14 protein-coding genes and 1 pseudogene are annotated in these 16,756 nt (G+C 66.4%); 8 read left to right on the top strand and 7 right to left on the bottom strand.

What is annotated here, in order from left to right; all coding sequences use genetic code 11:
• Positions 1-2 precede the first annotated feature (2 nt).
• Genes I6N89_RS15305 through I6N89_RS15285 form a run of 5 tightly spaced genes read right to left on the bottom strand, consistent with a single transcriptional unit; the run spans position 3 to position 5,405 of the window.
• On the bottom strand, positions 3-983 hold the full coding sequence (locus I6N89_RS15305; protein WP_207019291.1) for an ABC transporter permease: 981 nt from the start codon (positions 981-983) through the stop codon (positions 3-5).
• 55 nt (positions 984-1,038) lie between these two features.
• The gene (locus I6N89_RS15300; protein ID WP_207019290.1) at positions 1,039-2,631 is read right to left on the bottom strand and encodes an ABC transporter substrate-binding protein; all 1,593 of its coding nucleotides are present in this window, start codon (positions 2,629-2,631) and stop codon (positions 1,039-1,041) included.
• A 43-nt stretch (positions 2,632-2,674) separates the two neighbouring features.
• On the bottom strand, positions 2,675-3,430 hold the full coding sequence (locus I6N89_RS15295) for an SDR family NAD(P)-dependent oxidoreductase (protein ID WP_207019289.1): 756 nt from the start codon (positions 3,428-3,430) through the stop codon (positions 2,675-2,677).
• Positions 3,427-4,356, bottom strand: a complete 930-nt coding sequence (locus tag I6N89_RS15290; RefSeq protein WP_207019288.1) for an aminotransferase class IV — start codon at positions 4,354-4,356, stop codon at positions 3,427-3,429. The genes I6N89_RS15295 and I6N89_RS15290 overlap by 4 nt, the downstream gene beginning before the upstream one ends.
• Positions 4,357-4,379: 23 nt before the next feature.
• On the bottom strand, positions 4,380-5,405 hold the full coding sequence (locus I6N89_RS15285; RefSeq protein WP_207019287.1) for a histone deacetylase family protein: 1,026 nt from the start codon (positions 5,403-5,405) through the stop codon (positions 4,380-4,382).
• 529 nt (positions 5,406-5,934) lie between these two features.
• Between I6N89_RS15285 and I6N89_RS15280 the strand changes: the two genes are divergently transcribed.
• The 7 genes and pseudogenes from I6N89_RS15280 to I6N89_RS15250 all read left to right on the top strand — a co-directional run.
• Positions 5,935-6,330, top strand: coding sequence for a RidA family protein (locus I6N89_RS15280; protein ID WP_207019286.1), 396 nt, complete (start codon positions 5,935-5,937; stop codon positions 6,328-6,330).
• The gene (locus I6N89_RS15275; protein WP_207019285.1) at positions 6,327-7,745 is read left to right on the top strand and encodes an amidase; all 1,419 of its coding nucleotides are present in this window, start codon (positions 6,327-6,329) and stop codon (positions 7,743-7,745) included. The genes I6N89_RS15280 and I6N89_RS15275 overlap by 4 nt, the downstream gene beginning before the upstream one ends.
• A 3-nt stretch (positions 7,746-7,748) precedes the next feature.
• Entirely contained in the window at positions 7,749-8,552 is an 804-nt protein-coding gene (locus I6N89_RS15270; protein WP_207019284.1) for a shikimate dehydrogenase family protein, read from the top strand.
• A gap of 93 nt (positions 8,553-8,645) precedes the next feature.
• On the top strand, positions 8,646-10,838 hold the full coding sequence (locus I6N89_RS15265; RefSeq protein ID WP_207019283.1) for an alpha-ketoacid dehydrogenase subunit alpha/beta: 2,193 nt from the start codon (positions 8,646-8,648) through the stop codon (positions 10,836-10,838).
• Between the two features lie 11 nt (positions 10,839-10,849).
• Positions 10,850-12,088: a pyruvate dehydrogenase complex dihydrolipoamide acetyltransferase gene (locus I6N89_RS15260; protein WP_207019282.1), complete on the top strand. Its 1,239-nt coding sequence runs from the start codon at positions 10,850-10,852 to the stop codon at positions 12,086-12,088.
• 36 nt (positions 12,089-12,124) lie between these two features.
• Positions 12,125-13,597: an NAD-dependent succinate-semialdehyde dehydrogenase gene (locus tag I6N89_RS15255; RefSeq protein ID WP_207019281.1), complete on the top strand. Its 1,473-nt coding sequence runs from the start codon at positions 12,125-12,127 to the stop codon at positions 13,595-13,597.
• Between the two features lie 158 nt (positions 13,598-13,755).
• Positions 13,756-14,171, top strand: a pseudogene (locus I6N89_RS15250) (hypothetical protein); the annotation flags it as partial.
• A 62-nt stretch (positions 14,172-14,233) separates the two neighbouring features.
• On the opposite strand, the gene I6N89_RS15245 reads toward I6N89_RS15250, so the two are convergent.
• Positions 14,234-14,743 carry a cell wall hydrolase gene (locus tag I6N89_RS15245; protein ID WP_207019280.1) on the bottom strand — a complete coding sequence of 170 codons (510 nt, stop codon included), beginning with the start codon at positions 14,741-14,743 and terminating at the stop codon, positions 14,234-14,236.
• A 143-nt stretch (positions 14,744-14,886) separates the two neighbouring features.
• A complete protein-coding gene (locus I6N89_RS15240) occupies positions 14,887-15,456 on the bottom strand; it encodes a TetR/AcrR family transcriptional regulator (protein WP_207019279.1) in 570 nt (189 codons plus the stop codon).
• Positions 15,457-15,556: 100 nt separating this feature from the next.
• On the opposite strand from I6N89_RS15240, the gene I6N89_RS15235 reads away from it, so the two are divergent.
• Positions 15,557-16,753: an acetyl-CoA C-acyltransferase gene (locus tag I6N89_RS15235; RefSeq protein WP_207019278.1), complete on the top strand. Its 1,197-nt coding sequence runs from the start codon at positions 15,557-15,559 to the stop codon at positions 16,751-16,753.
• The last annotated feature ends 3 nt before the right edge of the window (positions 16,754-16,756 follow it).

The raw sequence follows: 16,756 nt of genomic DNA, 5'->3' as shown, positions 1-16,756 counted from the left end.
CCTCAGCTCCCGGCGCTGGTTTCGATCCGGGGATCGACGATGCGGTAAAGAAGGTCCGTGGCGATGTTGACCAGGATGACCAGCAGGGCGGTGGTCAGGAACACGCCCAGGATGACGGGGTAGTCGCGCTGAAGGATCGCGTCGAACATCAGCCGCCCGATCCCGGGCCAGGCAAAGACCGTCTCGGTCAGCACGGCGCCGCCGATCAGCTGGCCGATCTGCACGCTGGCCAGCGAAAAGACCGGCAGGATGGCGTTGCGCAGCACATGCACGCGCAGGATGCGGCCGCCGGGCACGCCCTTGGCGCGGGCGGTCTTGACGAAATCGGCGTTGGAGACGTTGATCACCGAGGCCCGCATCAGCCGCGCATAGGTCGCGGCATAGAACAGCCCCAGCGAGAAGGCGGGCAGGACCAGGTGGCGCCCGATATCCAGCATCCGCTCCAGCGGCGCATCGGGCACCAGCACCGATTGCATCCCGAAGGGCGGGAACCAGCCCAGCCGGACGGAAAACAGCAGCACGAACATCATCGCCAGCCAGAACAGCGGTGTCGCATAAAGCACGAGGGTGACGATCATCAGGCCCCGGTCGAGCAGGGTATTGCGAAACCAGCCGCCCAGCATGCCGAAGACCACGCCGATGATCAGCGCGATGCCGAAGGCGGTCATGGTCAGCAGCAGCGTGGCGGGGATGCGCTCGGCGATCATGCTGGCGACGTCGCGCTGGTTGCGGAACGAATAGCCCAGATCGCCGCGCAGCAGATCGCCGGCATAGATCGCGAACTGGGTCACCAGCGGCTTGTCGAGCCCCATCTCCTCGCGGAGCTGCTCGACATAGGTTTCGTCGCCGCCGCCGGCCTCGCCGGCAAAGATCATCGCGGGATCGCCGGGCGCCATATGCACCAGCGTGAAATTCATGATGGCAACGCCGATCAGGACCAGCAGGCCATTGCCCAGCCGGGTCAGGAATATTCTGTATGTCATGAAGGTCTCTTTCGAGTTGGCGGGAAGCGCGCCTGCGGCGCTTCCCGCGCGACGGTCAGGCGGCCTTCCAGGTCGCTTTCATGGTGTCCATGGCGCCGATTGCGCTGGTGACGACCTCGTTCACCGTATCGCGGTAGATCGTCGGCGAGCGCATCTCGAAGATCCAGCCGAGCGCCACATCGTCCACGAGCAGTTTCTGCACCTCGGTATAGAGGCGCTGGGTCTCTTCCGGGTCGACCGAATTGGCGGCCTCGGCAAAGAGCCTGTCGGCCTCGGGGTTGGAATAGCCCTCGTTATTGGCGGCGGGGGTGCCCTGAATGATGTTCGAGCTGAGATAGTGCCGCGCCACCCCCAGCGCCGGGTGGGCGTATTGGTAGGTGTAGTTGAGCGCCAGATCGAACTCCCAGGTCGAGAGCGCCTGCGCCCAGCCGGACACGTCCACCCCCTTGATCGACACGTCGAGCCCGGCCTGCGTGAGCTGCTGCGCGATGTATTCCGCGGTGCGGTCCCATTGCTGGCCATAGGGCAGGGGCGTCAGCGTCACCTTCAGATCGTCGCCGCTCAGCCCGCTTTCGGCGACAAGGCTCTGCGCTTTCTCGATGTCGAACGGGTATGGTGTCACGTCAGGCTCGTAAAACGCGGTGCGCGACGAGACCGGGCCGGTCGCCGGTGCCGCCATGCCGAACCAGATATTGTTCGAGATGAAGTTGCGGTCGACCGCATGCATGACCGCCTGGCGGATCTTGAGGTTGTTGAAGGGCGGCTTGCGCAGGTTCATCTGGATGAAGGCATGCGGCGCGTAGAACTCTTCGCCCATCGTCGTCATGACCACATCGTCGGTCTCGGACAGGCGGCGCGCGACGAAGCCCTCGACATCGCCCGGCCGCAGCACATCGACCATTTGCTGTTCGAAGGCCGTCTCGCGCGAGGCCGCATCGGGGATCACCAGAAAGGTCACCCGGTCGAGATGCGCGGCGCTGTCGTCCCAATAGTCCTCATAGCGTTCCAGCTCGATCGACTGGCCGCGGTTCCAGCTCACGAATTTGAACGGCCCGGTGCCGATGGGGGCGTTGTTCGCGGGGTTGGTGCGATAATCGGTGCCCTCATAGATATGCCTGGCCATGATCGGCAGCGAGCTCAGCTCGAAGGCGTAGATGAAGGCCGAGAAGGGCTCCCTGAGCGTGAAGGTCACGGCGAAATCGCCATCGGCCTCGATGCGCTCCACATAGGTTTCGGCGAGCAGCTTCCAGCGCGGATGCGAGCTGCGCATCATGTCGTCGGCGGTAAAGACCACATCCGCCGAGGTGAAGGGCGTGCCGTCATGCCAGGTCGCGTTCTGCTGCAACTCGAACCGGTAGGTCAGCCCGTCCTCGGAAATGCTCCAGGATTTCGCGAGCGAGGGCATCGGCTCCAGATCGGTGGTATAGGTCAGGAGGCTCTCGAAAATCTTGCCGCCGACATAGATCGTCGGCGCCTGAAGGTTCAGGCCGAGACCCAGCGTGGCGGGCTCGGGACGGGCGATCAGCACCAGGCGCCCGCCCTCGACCGGCCCTGTCTGTGCCAAGGTGGTGCGTGGCAGCGTGAGCAGCGCCGTAGCGCCCAGAAGCGCCATGCGGCGCGTGACTGTGAAGCTGGTCTTGTTCAGCATGGTCTTTTCTCTCTGTTGGTGTTTTTTGGTGGTTGCGCGGGTGTCAGCTTTGCTTTGCCCGCGGATTGCGCAGCCCGGCGGTCTCACCGCCATCGACGGTGAGGACGTCACCGTTCACGAAGGACGATTTTGGCGAGATCAGCCAAAGCACCGCCTCGGCGATGTCCTCCGGGCGGCCGAGGCGACCGCTGGGAATGCGCGCTTCGAGCTGCGCGCGGCGACCCGGAAGCGAAAGGGTGTTTTGCATCATCCGCGTCTCGATCTGCCCGGGGCAGACCGCGTTGATCCGGACCTCGGGCGCGATTTCCAGCGCCAGCGCCTTGGTGAGGCCGATCAGCCCCGCCTTGGACGCGGTATAAAGCGCGATCCCTTCCTCACCGGTCTTGCCCGCGATGGAGGAGATCATGACCACAGAGCCGTTTGCCGCTTTCAGCGCGGGCAGGCAGAGGGCAGTCAGCAGGCTCGGCACCTTGAGATTGAGGTCGAAAACCTGATCACAAAGCTCTTCGGTCGTCTCCTCAAAGGCGTTGCGGGCGCCGCGCCCGGCATTGTTGACGAGCCCGGCAAGGCAGCCATCGCTAAGCGTGAGCGCGCGTTCCGCCAGCGATGCGACGGCGCCGGGCGCGGAGAGATCCGCTTGCAGGAAACGCGCCTCCGGGATCTCGCCGGCGAGCGCTTCGCCGGCCTCTGCGTCGCGCCCGGTGAAGATCGGCAGATAGCCCTCCTGCGCGAGCAGCCGGACGCAGGCGCGCCCGATGCCATGGGTGCCGCCGGTGACGAGGACGTGCCCGCCGCTCATGTCCCGGCTCCGGTCAGCGCGGTGGTGTAATCGGGATGCTCATGCAGCGCCCAATAGGCTTTGCGCAGCGACAGGGTGACCGGTCCGGGGCGGCCGTTTCCGACCGGGCGGCCATCGACTTCGCGCACCGGCATCACGCCACCGGCGGTGCTGGTCAGAAACACCTCGTCTGCCTCGTAAAGCTGTTCGGCGTTCACCCGGCCCACCGCGACCTCCAGCTGATGCGAGGGCGCCAACTCGATCACCGTGCGCCGGGTCATGCCCTCGAAAATCCCCTCGGCAGGGGTCGAAAGCGTCCGGCCCTTCAGACAGAAGACGTTGAAGCCCGCGCCTTCGGTCAGCCCGCCATGGATGCTGGGATGCACCGCAACATCCGCGCCCTGGTCATAGGCCTCGAAAATGCCGCGCGTCAGATCGAGCCAGTGGAAATTCTTGATCCGCTGGTCGACCGCCTCGGACGGAATACGCGGGGTCTTCGCGACCACCATCTTCAGGCCGCTTTCCTGCTGCTCGGGGCGCGAGATCCAGACGAAGGGCTGCACGAAGAGGCTGAGCCGGTTCTTGCACATGCGCGGATCGCGGCTGCCCGCCGGCGGCACGCCGCGGGTGCAGGTCATCTGCACATAGGCATCCTCCAGCCCGCTGCGGCGCGCGGCCTCAAGGATCAGTTCGCGCAGCTCTGCGGGGGTTTCGTCGATCTCCATCCGCAGCCCGGCCATCGAGGCGTAGAACCGTTCGATGTAATCGTCGAGCCGGAAGAACCGCCCCTTCCACATATGCGTCACGTCATAGGTGGCGTCCGAGCGCACAAAGCCGCGATCCAGCATCGGGATCCGTGCGTCGGCGAGGGGGATAAAGGCGCCCTCCACATAGGCGCATCCGGGCGCGTCATGGGGGGCGGGCTGTTGGCTGGCGAGGATGGACATGGTGTTCTCCCGTGGAAAGTCGGTCAGCTTTGAAAGCCGGTGAGGAAGGCGGAGAGGCAATGCGGCACCGCCTCCAGATTGTATCCACCTTCCTGCACCAGCACGGTCGGCAGGCTTAGCGCGGCAAAGCGCTCTCCGATTTGCCGGTAAGCGTCGGTCGTGAGGCGCAGGCCCCTGCTCGGGTCGTCGATATGCGCGTCGAACCCCATCGAGACGACGAGCGCGTCGGGGGTTTTGAGCAGAGCCTCCTCAAGCGCGGTGTCGAGCGCGGCCAGATAGGCGTTGTCTTCGGTGTCACCGGGCAGCGGCACATTGCGGGTGAAGCCGGTTCCCGGCCCCGCGCCGCGCTCTTCCGCATGGCCCCAGAAATAGGGATGATAATGCGCCGGATCGCGATGCAGCGAGACGAAATGCACGTCGTTGCGCTCGTAGAAGATGTCCTGCGTTCCGTTGCCGTGATGAACGTCGATATCCACCAGAAGCACGCGTCTGGCCTCTGACAGCAGCGTCTGCGCCGCCACCGCCGCATTGTTGAGATAGGTCGCGCCGCCGCCGCAATCCCGGCCCGCGTGGTGGCCGGAAGGGCGGCAGAGCGCATAGGCGGCGCGATCGCCGCCCAGCACCGCCTTTGCGGCGGTCTCGGCAATCGTCGCCGCTTCGAGCGCGGCGGCGAAAGTGTGTTCGTGGATGGGTGCGAGCTGGTCATGCATATGCAGGCCGACGCGAGCCGCCGGGTCGTCGGGATAGCGGTCGCCGGTGCGCATCGTGGGAAAGACATTCGGAAAGATGCCGTCGGGCGGCGTGCCATAGGCCGCGACCCAATCGGCATAGATGTTGCGCAGGAACGCGACATAGCGGGGGCTGTGCACGCCCTCCAGACAGGCCTCCCGCGCTTCCGTCACCTCGACCCGTTCCCATCCGCAGCGTTCCGCGGCGGCGGCCAGCAGGCCCGGACGTGCTGCGACATCGTTCGAGCGGCGCGGCTGGGAGAGGGAGAATACGGTCGGAAGATGGTGAAGCTCGTGCTTGCACCCGGCAAAATAGCGCATCGGTTCGTCCACTGTGTGTTTGGGCAAATGGATACGAATCTGCGCGCTCAGTCAAGATTAATGGATACATTTTTTTGAATCTCGGCGCGAGAAGGTCGAATTTCCTGGCTGCTTGCTGGAGTGGATTCCGGCGGGATGCGCGGCAGGTTTGCGGCGGGAATCTTCCCGTAATCTTATGATTAGGCGGATGTTTGGCTGTTTTTGAGCGGGCTTTAAGGCGCTCTAGGCAACTTCCTGACCTGGCTGTCGCGCGCCAGTACATGAGCGCGTGTTTTTGATAATGGATACATTTTATATTGACAGCTCCCGGTGGAACGGTGATGTTCCCGCCTATCGAGGCGGAGCGGCAGCCGCGCTTTTCAGAGACCGGGGATGGACCACGGCCTTTGAGGCTGATTCACGCAAGCTGCACTCGCGCCGGATCGCGGACGGAAACCAGATCGCGGAACATATAGGCGCCGCGCGCCGGCAGAGTGGACCCCGCCCGCAGAGCGCCGCAGCCTGTTCCGAACCAAAGAGGAGGTGCCTCATGAGGCAGATTCACAACCCAGATATCGCGCCGCCCTTCGGCCCCTATTGTCACGCGGTGGAGGTCGGCCCCGGCGACTCGCTGCTGGCCTTTTCGGGCCTCGTCGGCTGCGAACCGGACGGCACGCTTCCGGCGGATGCGGGGGAGCAGACCCGACTGATCTTTGAGACGCTGGCACGGCTGCTGGAGGGCGAAGGCCTCGGCACTGAACATGTCGGCAAGCTGAACTTCTTCGTGACGCGGCGCGAGGATCTGCCCGCAATCCGGGCCGCGCGCGACGCCTGGCTGGGCGATCACCGGCCTGCCATGTCGCTTGTGCTGGTCGCCGGGCTCGGCAGCGAGGACTGGTTCCTCGAAGTCGACGGCTTCGCCGTGCGCCCGGGGGCGGCGGAATGATGGATGAGATCCTCTCGCTCGACGCCACCGGGCAGGCGGAGCGGATCGCCAAAGGCGACGTGTCGCCCCTGGAGCTGCTGGACGCGACGATTGCCCGCTGCGAAGACCGCAACCCCGGGCTGAACGCGGTCACCGTAAAATTCTACGACATGGCGCGCGATGCGGTGAAAGCCGGGCGCGTGCCCGCCGGCCCGTTCCACGGCGTGCCCTTCCTGCTCAAGGATTTCTACGCCCACAAGGCGGGCACGCCGACCACCGCAAGCTCGGCGCTGCTGGCGGGCGGCGTGATGGACCACGACAGCATCCTGACCGAACGGTTCGAGGCGGCGGGATTCGTGATCTTCGGCAAGACCAACGTGCCCGAAATGGTCAGCATCGGCACCACCGAGCCGCTGCTCTACGGCCCTGCGCGCAACCCCGTGGATCCAGAGCGCACCCCCGGCGGGTCGAGCGGCGGCGCGGCGGCGGCGGTGGCGGGTGGCATGGTGGCGGCGGCGCATGCCAATGACGGCGCCGGCTCGACCCGCATCCCGGCCTCCTATTGCGGGCTCTTCGGCCTGAAACCTTCGCGGGCACGGACCACGCTCGGCCCGGATGTGGGCGAATCCATCGGCGGGATCACCTCGGAACATGTGGTGACGAAAAGCGTGCGCGACAGCGCCGCCATTCTCGATGCCACGCAGGGCGCGGCCCCCGGCGACCCCTATGTCGCCCCGGCGGTTTCCGGCAGCTATCTCGCCAGCCTGAGCCAGCCGCTCTCGGGCCTGCGGATCGCGGTGTCGACCGATCCGTTCTTCGACGGCTGCACGACCGATCCGCAGGTGGGTGCACAGGTGCTGAAGGCGGCGGCGCTGCTCGAAACCATGGGCCATGAGGTGAGCGAAACCGCGCCGCCGGTGACCCCGGCGGAGTTCCGCGAGGTGTTCCGCCGCTTCTGGCCGATGACGGTGTCGCGCGCGGCCTTCGGACTGGCTGCGGCACGCGATTGTTCCGTCGAGGAGATCGCCGCGCAGATGGAGCCGATCAACCGTCACATGGTCTCGCTCGGGATCGGTCTGCCCGCCGTGCAATACATCACCGATCTGGTCTATTTCCAGGGGCTGACGCGGCGCATGGGCCGGTTCCTCCAAGAGACCGACGTGCTGCTGACGCCGGTGGTGCTGCATCCCGCGCCGAAGCTCGGGCATTACGATGTCGACCGGATCGGGGCCGAACGTGCCTTTGACCGCGTGATGGAGTCCTTCGCCTTCACCTGTCTCGCCAATGTCACCGGTCTGCCGGCGGCCAGCGTGCCCTTTGGCCACACCAGGGAAGGGCTGCCCGTGGGCATTCAGATCACCGCGGCGCTGGGGCGGGAAGACCTGCTGTTCCGGCTGGCGGCGACGATTGAACAGCATCTGCAACAGGAGGGCTGAGCGATGACCGGCATTCCCCTTACGATCCCCGGCAGCGCGCGTCTGGTCGGCGTCATGGCCGACCCGGTGGCGCAGGTCCGCACGCCGCAACTGCTGTCGGAGGCCTTTGCGGAGGCCTCTGTCGAGGCGCTTTGCCTGCCGATGCATGTGCCCGCCGGGAATCTGGGCGCGGCGCTGGACGCGGCCCGCAGCATCAGGAATATCTCCGGCTTTGTGCTGACGATTCCGCACAAGGAGCAGGGCGTCGCCTTTTGCGACGCCGTGTCCGAGCGCGTCACCCTGTCGGGCAGCGTCAACGCGGTCCGGGTGCAGCCGGATGGCAGCCTTCTGGGCGAGACCTTCGACGGGCGCGGCTTTGTCGGTGGGTTGAAACAGGCCGGTTATGCCATTGCGGACAAGCGGGTGCTGCTGGTGGGCGCGGGCGGCGCGGCGGCGTCGATTGCCGCCGAGCTGCTGACCGAAGGCATTTCCGAGCTGCACCTGCTGAACCGCACGCCGGAACGCGCGGAGCGTCTTGCCGCCCGGCTCGCCCCCGCCTTCCCGGAGTGTCGCATCGGCCTTGCAGGTGCCGAAGCGGCGCCGGTGGATCTGGTGGTGAACGCGACCTCCGTCGGCTTGCGGGCTGACGATCCGATGCCGCTGACGGTGGATCGTCTGACCAGCGCCGATATGGTTGCCGAGGCGCTGGTGCCGCCGCAGCAGACCGCGCTTGGCCGCGCCGCGCAGGAGGCGGGGATCGCCTATCTCGACGGGCGCGCGATGCTTCAGGGCCAGCTTGGCCTGCTGCGGGATTTCTTCTCCGCCTGACCGCTTCCGATCTTTTCCGACTTCCTCAGGTCCGGGGCATTGCGCCCCGGGCCGCCGGCCTCTGCTTGCCGAGTTTCCTGAAAGGCTTCCGACATGCCCCTCTATGACGACCTCACCCCCAAGACCACCTGGCGGGACATCCGGGCCTCCGACGACGAGCGCAGCGCGCTCGATCCCACGCTCGGGCGCACGATGCTGAGCCAGCTCCATCTGATCCGCGCCTTCGAGGAAAAGGTTCTGGAGCTTGCCGGGCAGGGGCTCGTGCACGGCCCGGCGCATTCCGCCATCGGGCAAGAGGGCGGGGCGGTCGGCTCTGCCATGGCGATGCGCGCCTCCGATCAGGTCAATGGCTCGCACCGGGCGCATCACCAGTTTCTCGCCAAGGCGCTGGCCTATGTGGCGCCCGAGGGGATCGACCCGGAGAAGAGCTTTGGCGAAACCCTGCGGCATCTGTCCAAGCGCACGCTGTCGGAGATCCTCGGCCTTGCCGAAGGGTTCTGCAAGGGGCGCGGCGGCTCGATGCATCTTCGGTGGGCGGAGAGCGGCAATCTCGGCACCAATGCCATCGTCGGCGGCGGCGTACCCATGGCAGCCGGCGCGGCCTGGGCGCATAAGCATGCCGGCACCGGCGATGTGGTCTACACCTATTTCGGCGACGGCGCGGTGAATATCGGCTCGGTGCTGGAGACGATGAATGTCGCCGCCGCCTGGAAGCTGCCGATCTGCTTTTTCATCGAAAACAACCGCTACGCCGTCTCGACCCATGTCGGGGAGGTCACCGCCGAAACCCGCCTGTCGTCGCGCGGGCTTGCCTTCGGCATCCCGGCGCTGCGGGTGGACGGGATGGATACGCTGTCGGTCTATCTGGCGGCGGAAGAGGCCAACGCGATCATGCGCAAGGGCGGCGGGCCGGTGGTGATCGAGGCGGATGTCTACCGCTATTTCCACCAGAACGGCGCGCTGCCCGGTTCGGCCTTCGGCTATCGCAGCAAGGAAGAAGAGGCCGAATGGCGGGGCCGCGATCCGCTCGACGCCATGGCGCGCGACCTGATGGAGCGTCAGATCATCGGTGCTCAGGCGGTCGAGGATCTGCGGGCGCAGTGTCAGGCGATGATGGACGGGATCGCCGGCGAGCTGGTCGAAGAGGTCGACGGCAAGCGCCGCATCGTGCCCGCGCTCTGGCCCGAGGAGAGTTTCCGCGATTTCGGGTTGCGCGGCGATCTGTCGGAATTCGACGGCGCCCGGTTCGAAGAGCAGGAGAGCTTTTCCGGCGCACTCAAGGAGAATGTGAAATTCATCGACGCCGTGGCCGATGTCATGATGCGCCGGATGGAGACCGACGCGCGCGTCGTCGTGCTGGGCGAGGATGTGCACCGGCTCAAGGGTGGCACCAATGGCGCCACCAAGGGGCTGTCGGACAGGTTCCCCGAGCGCTGTCTCGGCACGCCGATCTCCGAGAATGCCTTTACCGGCATCGCGGGCGGCATGGCCGCCAACGGGCGGGTGCGTCCGGTGATCGAGTTCATGTATCCCGATTTCATGTGGGTGGCTGCGGATCAGGTGTTCAACCAGATCGGCAAGGCGCGGCACATGTTCGGCGGCGACAGCGCCATGCCGGTTGTGCTGCGCACCAAGGTGGCCATGGGCACGGGCTATGGTTCGCAGCATTCCATGGACCCCGCGGGCATCTTTGCCACCGCGCCGGGCTGGCGCATCGTCGCGCCCTCGACGCCCTTCGACTATGTCGGGCTGATGAACGCGGCGCTGCATTGCGACGACCCGGTGCTCGTGCTCGAACATGTCGATCTCTACGCCGCGAAAGGCGCCGCCCCGGCGGAGGATCTCGACTACATGATCCCGCTGGGCAAGGCCAAGGTCGTGCGTGAGGGCAACCGGGTCACGGTGCTCACCTATCTCGCCATGGTCGAAAAGACCCGCGAGGCGGTCGAGCGGCTGGGGGTCGATGCCGAGATCGTCGACCTGCGCAGCCTCGACCGCGCCGGGCTCGACTGGGAGACCGTCGAGGCCTCCATCGAGAAGACCGGCAATGTGCTGATCGTCGAGCAGGGCGCGGCGGGCACGTCTTATGGCGGCTGGCTGGCGGATGAGATCCAGCGCCGCTGTTTCGATGCGCTCGACCAGCCGGTCAAACGCGTTCACGGCGCCGAGGCCTCTCCCAGCATCTCCAGGGTGCTGGAATCGGCGGCCTGCGCCCGCCTGTCGGACATCGAGGCCGGGCTGCGCGACGTCATGGCCGATCAGGGCCTGCCGCTGGCTGCCGAATAAGGAGAGAGCACATGCCCAAGGATATCGTTTTGCCCTCGCTTTCGGCGGGAATGGAAGACGCGGTGATCGCGCGCTGGCTCAAGACGGAAGGCGACGCCGTGGCGCCGGGCGAGGCGCTGGCGGAGGTTGAGACCGATAAGGCGACGATGGAGCTGGAGGCGGAGGCGGCAGGCACCCTCGGCAGGATCCTTGTGCCGAATGGGGAGCGCGCCGACGTGAACGCGGTGATTGCCGTGCTGCTGGAGGAGGGCGAAAGCGCGGATGCGCTTGCGGCATACGCGCCGGGCGGCGCAACGCCTTCCGCGCCGGAAGCGCCGAAAGAGGCCCCGGTCTTGTCCGAAGAGACGGTTGCGGCGACGCCGCGCAGGACGGAGAAGGTGCTCGCCTCGCCGCTCGCCCGCCGGGTCGCCGCGCAGAAAGGCATTGATCTGGCGGGGCTTTCCGGCTCCGGCCCGCGCGGCCGGATTGTGCGGGTCGATGTCGAACGGGCGGCGGAACAGGCTCAAACCGCTCCGGTGGCGCAGGCGCCGGTTGCCAAGGCCGCGCCCGACCTGACCGGCCTCGGAGCTTATGAGGCAATCCCGCATTCCAGCATGCGCCGCACCATCGCCCGCCGTCTGGTGGAATCGAAAACCACCGTCCCGCATTTCTATCTCGAGGCCGATTGCGATCTCGACGCCCTGCTGGCGCTGCGCGCACAGGTCAACGCGGGCCGCGACACGCCCGCGCGGATCTCGGTCAACGATTTCCTGATCAAGGCCGTCGCCAACGCGCTTGCGGAGGTGCCCGAGGCGAATGCGGTCTGGACCGACGAGGCAATCCTGCGCTTTGGCTCCGTCGACATCTCGGTCGCCGTGGCCACCGATGGCGGGCTGATCACCCCGGTGCTGCGCGACGCGGATCGCAAGAGCCTGGGCGCGCTCTCTGCCGAGATGAAGGCGCTGGCCGTCAGGGCGCGCGAGGGGCGGCTCAAACCCGAGGAATATCAGGGCGGCGGCTTTTCCCTCTCCAATCTCGGGATGTACGGGGTCAAGCGCTTCTCGGCCATCATCAACCCGCCGCAGAGCTGCATCCTCGCGGTGGGCGCCGCCGAGCGCCGCCCGGTCGAGCGCGACGGCCAGCTCGCCTTTGCGCCGGTGATGAGCGTCACGCTTTCCGTCGATCACCGCTCCGTCGACGGCGCGGTCGGCGCGCAATGGCTCGCCGCTTTCAAGGCCGCCGTCGAAACCCCGATGACGCTGCTGGTCTGACACCGGAGCGGATATGACTGGACTGGAGGACATCTGATGAAACCCCTGTCACTTGCCGACCTGAGGGCGACCGGCCTCTGGCGCGACGCGACGCTTGTCGCGGGCACATGGATCGAGGCCGATCCGCCGACCGCGATTGCGGTGCACAATCCGGCGGACGGCAGCTTGCTCGGCCATGTGCCAAGGCTCGGCTGCGACGAGGTCCGGCGGGCCATTGAGGCCGCCGTGACGGCGCAAAAGGCCTGGGCGGCGCGCACGGCGAATGACCGTGCCACGGTCCTGCGGGGCTGGTTCGATCTGATGATCCGGCATCGCGACGCGCTGGCGCAGATCCTGACGCTGGAGCAGGGCAAGCCGCTGGCCGAGGCGGCGGGCGAGATCAGCTATGGCGCAAGTTTTGTCGAATGGTTCGCCGAAGAGGCGCGCCGGGTTTATGGCGAGACGATCCCCGGCCATCAGCCCGACAAACGCATTCTGGTGACAAAGCAGCCCATCGGCGTGGTCGGGGCGATCACGCCGTGGAATTTCCCCAATGCGATGATCACCCGCAAGGCCGCGCCCGCCTTTGCCGCCGGCTGTGCCATGGTGCTGAAACCCGCCTCCCAGACGCCCTATTCCGCCATCGCGCTCGCGGTGCTGGCAGAGCGGGCGGGGCTGCCTGAGGGGCTCTTCAGCGTCGTTACCGGGCCGGCCTCCGAGATCGGCGCCGGGCTGACCGAAAGCCCGGCTGTGCGCAAGCTGACCTTCACCGGCTCGACCGAAATCGGCGCGATGCTCTACCGGCAATCGGCACCGACGATCAAGAAACTGGGGCTGGAGCTGGGCGGCAACGCGCCCTTCATCGTCTTCGACGATGCCGATCTGGACGCCGCCGTCGAGGGCGCGCTGATCGCGAAATTCCGCAACAATGGCCAGACCTGCGTCTGCGCCAACCGAATCTATGTGCAGGCGGGCGTCTATGAGGCTTTCGCCGCAAAGCTTGCAAGCGCGGTCTCAAAGCTGCGCACCGGCAATGGTCTGGGCGAGCGGGTCGATCTCGGCCCGCTGATCGACGCCGCCGCGCTGGCCAAGGTCGAAGAGCATGTCGCCGACGCGGTTGGCAAGGGCGGGCGGGTGCTACAGGGCGGCAGGCCCCATGCACTGGGCGGCACATTCTACGAGCCGACGGTGCTGGCCGAAGTCACCTCCGACATGGCCGTCGCGCGGGAGGAAACCTTCGGTCCCGTCGCGCCGCTCTTCCGCTTCATCGACGAGGCGGAGGCCGTGGCGGCGGCCAATGACACCGAGTTCGGGCTGGCTTCTTATATCTATGCGCGGGACGCGGCGCGGATCTTCCGCGTCTCCGAAGCGCTGGAATACGGCATGGTCGGAGTGAACACCGGCCTGATCTCGACCGCCGAAGCGCCGTTCGGCGGGGTCAAGATGTCGGGCCTCGGGCGCGAGGGTTCGCGTCACGGGATCGACGATTATCTCGAGCTGAAATACGTCTGTCTGGGCGGGGTCGCATGAGCGATGCGCCCTGTTGTGAACTCACGCTGAAATACAAATCCAGATATGCCGTTTTATTCCAATCGGTTCCAGATTTCCAAAACCGTGGTTTCGAAGATCTCAGCTGGCGTATGGTAGCCTAGGTGTTTGATCCCACGGTTTGATGGTTTGAACCGCTCCGGGTCAGCACGTCGGCCCAGGCGGGCTTTGTGCTCGATGCGCTGGAGCAGCCGTCCATGAGCGTCGGCCGACGAAGCGCACGGGACTGGTCCACCACTCGGATCGCGGGTGCCAATACCTGTCCATCAAGTATTCCGAGCGTCTCGGCGAGGCCGGCATCGAGCCATCTGTCGGGAGCGTCGGTGACAGCTATGACAATGCTTTGGCTGAGACAATCAATGGCCTGTTCAAGGCAGAGGTCATACACCGCCGCGGCCCTTGGCGCAGCTTTGAGGCCGTCGGGAACATACCGCCCGCCGAAGCCGAAGAAGAATACGACGCAGCTCTGGAAGCCGAGGCCGTCGCCGCGCAACCAACGAAAATCAGCCTCCGGAAAACCCGCATCGGTTCAATCCGTCTGCTTCGCGGGATTTGATACGTGCCAAAGGGCAGATCCCGGCCCCTTCGACAGAAGGCGCACTACAAGCCTGCGGCGGTTCAAAGCCCGGTGATCCCCTCGATAGGAAGCGGCGGATAGGGTTGTGTCACCGCCTCCGGTCGGCGCTTTTCGTAGAAGGCATTGCCACCGGTCGAGAGCACGTAATGCATGTTGTTGTAGGAGGCGCGGTAACTGCTGCTGTGAAAGAACCGCGCATCGGCAATCATCGGGTGCCGCTCGCCATGCAGGACCGAGAGCGCCGCCTCTCGTACCAGCGCGGTTGATGCACCGGTCATCTCGCGGGTCATGACGCCCGGCGCGAACTGGTTCTTTTGCGAGACGACACCGCAGACCGTTCCCGGAAAATCGTCCGAGGCGACGCGGTTCATCACGACACTGCCCACGGCGATCAGCCCGTCGCGGCTCGACCGGTGCGATTCGAAATACATCGCGCGCTCCATGCATTCGAGCTCGTCGGGATGGTGACGCATCCGCGCGCCGCAGGCGGCCAGCAGCACGAGCAGCGGTAAGGCGAGGGCGGCGGTGCGGGTCATCGAGATCAGGGGCATGTCGCAATGTCTAAACGGAAGGCACGCGCCTTGGCACTTGTGGGGAAGCCTGCCGGCCTTGGCGCTGCGTTCAGTCTATCACTAGGCTGCGGCAAGATCTTCCCGCCATGTCGCCGCGGGGAAAAAATTGTCGGCGAGACCGGTCAGGGTGTGTCTTTTGCATCGGCATTGGCGGTCAGGATATCTTGTGCCAGCGCCGGGTCCGAAACCGCCCGGGCGAGCACCAGTGCCCCGACCAGCCGGCTGAGCAGCCGGATCGCCGCCGCCTCGCGCTCGGGCGTGCCAGTGTCTGCCGCCGCGCCGGCGATCTGGTTCAGGGTCTTGCGCAGCCCGGCGTCGAAGGCCTCGCGCACCGGCGCCTCGTGGCGCGGTGCCTCGGCGCCGAGAGTGGCGTAGGTGCAGCCAAGCCCGCGATGGCTCAGATGCGGCTCGGAGAGGTACCAGCGCGCCACAGCCGCGAGCGGATCGCCCTCGGCCTCCTGCAACACGGTCTCCCAGGCCTCGGCGTTGCGGGCGAGCGCGTCCTCTGTGGCCTCGGCCAGCAGCGCTTCCTTGCTGGCGAACTGTTTGTAGAACGCGCCATTGGTCAGCCCCGCCGCCTGCATCAGCGCGGCGATGCCAACCCCGTCATAGCCATGATCGCGAAACATCTCGCCGGCGGTGCGCACCACCCGGGTCCGGTTCTGCGCCGCGTCCTGCCGGCTCATCCGCATTGGGGCCTCCTCTGATATTCGGTTTGAATTATAACCGTAATCTTATTGTTGACAAGATGGAGTATGATCGTAATCTAAATGAAATTCAGGGAGATTCAGCATGTCAGACAAGTCCAACGATCCGGTGGCCATCGTCGCCGCCAGGCGCACTCCGCTGGGCGCCTTCATGGGTGCCTTTGCACAGGTGCCAGCGACCGAGCTGGGTGCCGTGGCGATCCGCGCGGCTCTTGGCGATGCGGCGCTCGACGGGGCGGATGTGTCGGAAATCCTGATGGGCTGCGTGCTGCCCGCCGGGCTCGGCCAGGCGCCGGCGCGGCAGGCGGCGCGGGCGGCGGGGCTGCCGGATGCGACCGGCGCGACCACGATCAACAAGGTCTGCGGCTCGGGGATGAAGGCGACGATGCTGGGCCATGATCTCATCCGCGCGGGCAGCGCCGGCATCGTGGTCACCGGTGGCATGGAGGCGATGTCGGGCGCGCCCTTCCTGATCCCCGAGATGCGCGGCGGGCGTAAGGCGGGCGGCACCGAACTGCTCGACCATATGATGACGGACGGGCTGGAGGATGCCTATGAGCGCGGGCGCCCGATGGGCACCTTCGGCGAGGCGACGGCAGAGCGCTACGGCTTTACCCGCGCCGATCAGGATGCCTATGCGGTGCAGACGCTGGAACGCGCCCGTGCCGCCGTCTCCGGCGGTGCCTTCGCCGCGGAATGCGCCCCGGTGGAGGTGCCTGGCCGCAAGGGGACTGTGACGGTGGTGCGGGACGAACGGCCCGAGCGCATCGACCCGGCAAAGATCCCGGGGCTGCGCGCGGTTTTTGGCGACCTGGGCACGATCACAGCCGCCAGCTCTTCGGCCAATGCCGATGGCGCGGCGGCGCTGGTGCTGGCCTCGGCCCGGGAGGCGGAGGCGCGCGGGTTGCAGGTGATGGGGCGAATCCTCGGCCACTGCACCCATTCGCAGGAGCCCGCCTGGTTCACCACCGCGCCGATTCCGGCGATCCAAAAGCTCTTGGCCCATGTCGGGTGGACGGCCGACGACGTGGATCTCTTCGAGATCAACGAGGCCTTTGCCGTGGTGGCCATGGCGGCGGCACGGGAGATCGGTATTCCGCGCCAAAAGCTCAACGTGAACGGTGGCGCCTGCGCGCTGGGGCATCCCATCGGGGCGACGGGCGCGCGCATCGTCGTGACGCTGATCCACGCATTGCGCGCCCGCGGCCTGCGGCGCGGCGTGGCCTGCCTCTGCATCGGGGGCGGCGAAGCGACGGCCATCGCGCTGGAGGTTACGCCGTAGGGT

It is taken from the genome of Salipiger abyssi (genome assembly GCF_017311415.1).
GTDB lineage: Bacteria > Pseudomonadota > Alphaproteobacteria > Rhodobacterales > Rhodobacteraceae > Salipiger > Salipiger abyssi_A.
The sequence above is the reverse complement of the archived record's forward strand: the minus strand, read 5'-3'. Positions and strand labels throughout refer to the sequence as shown.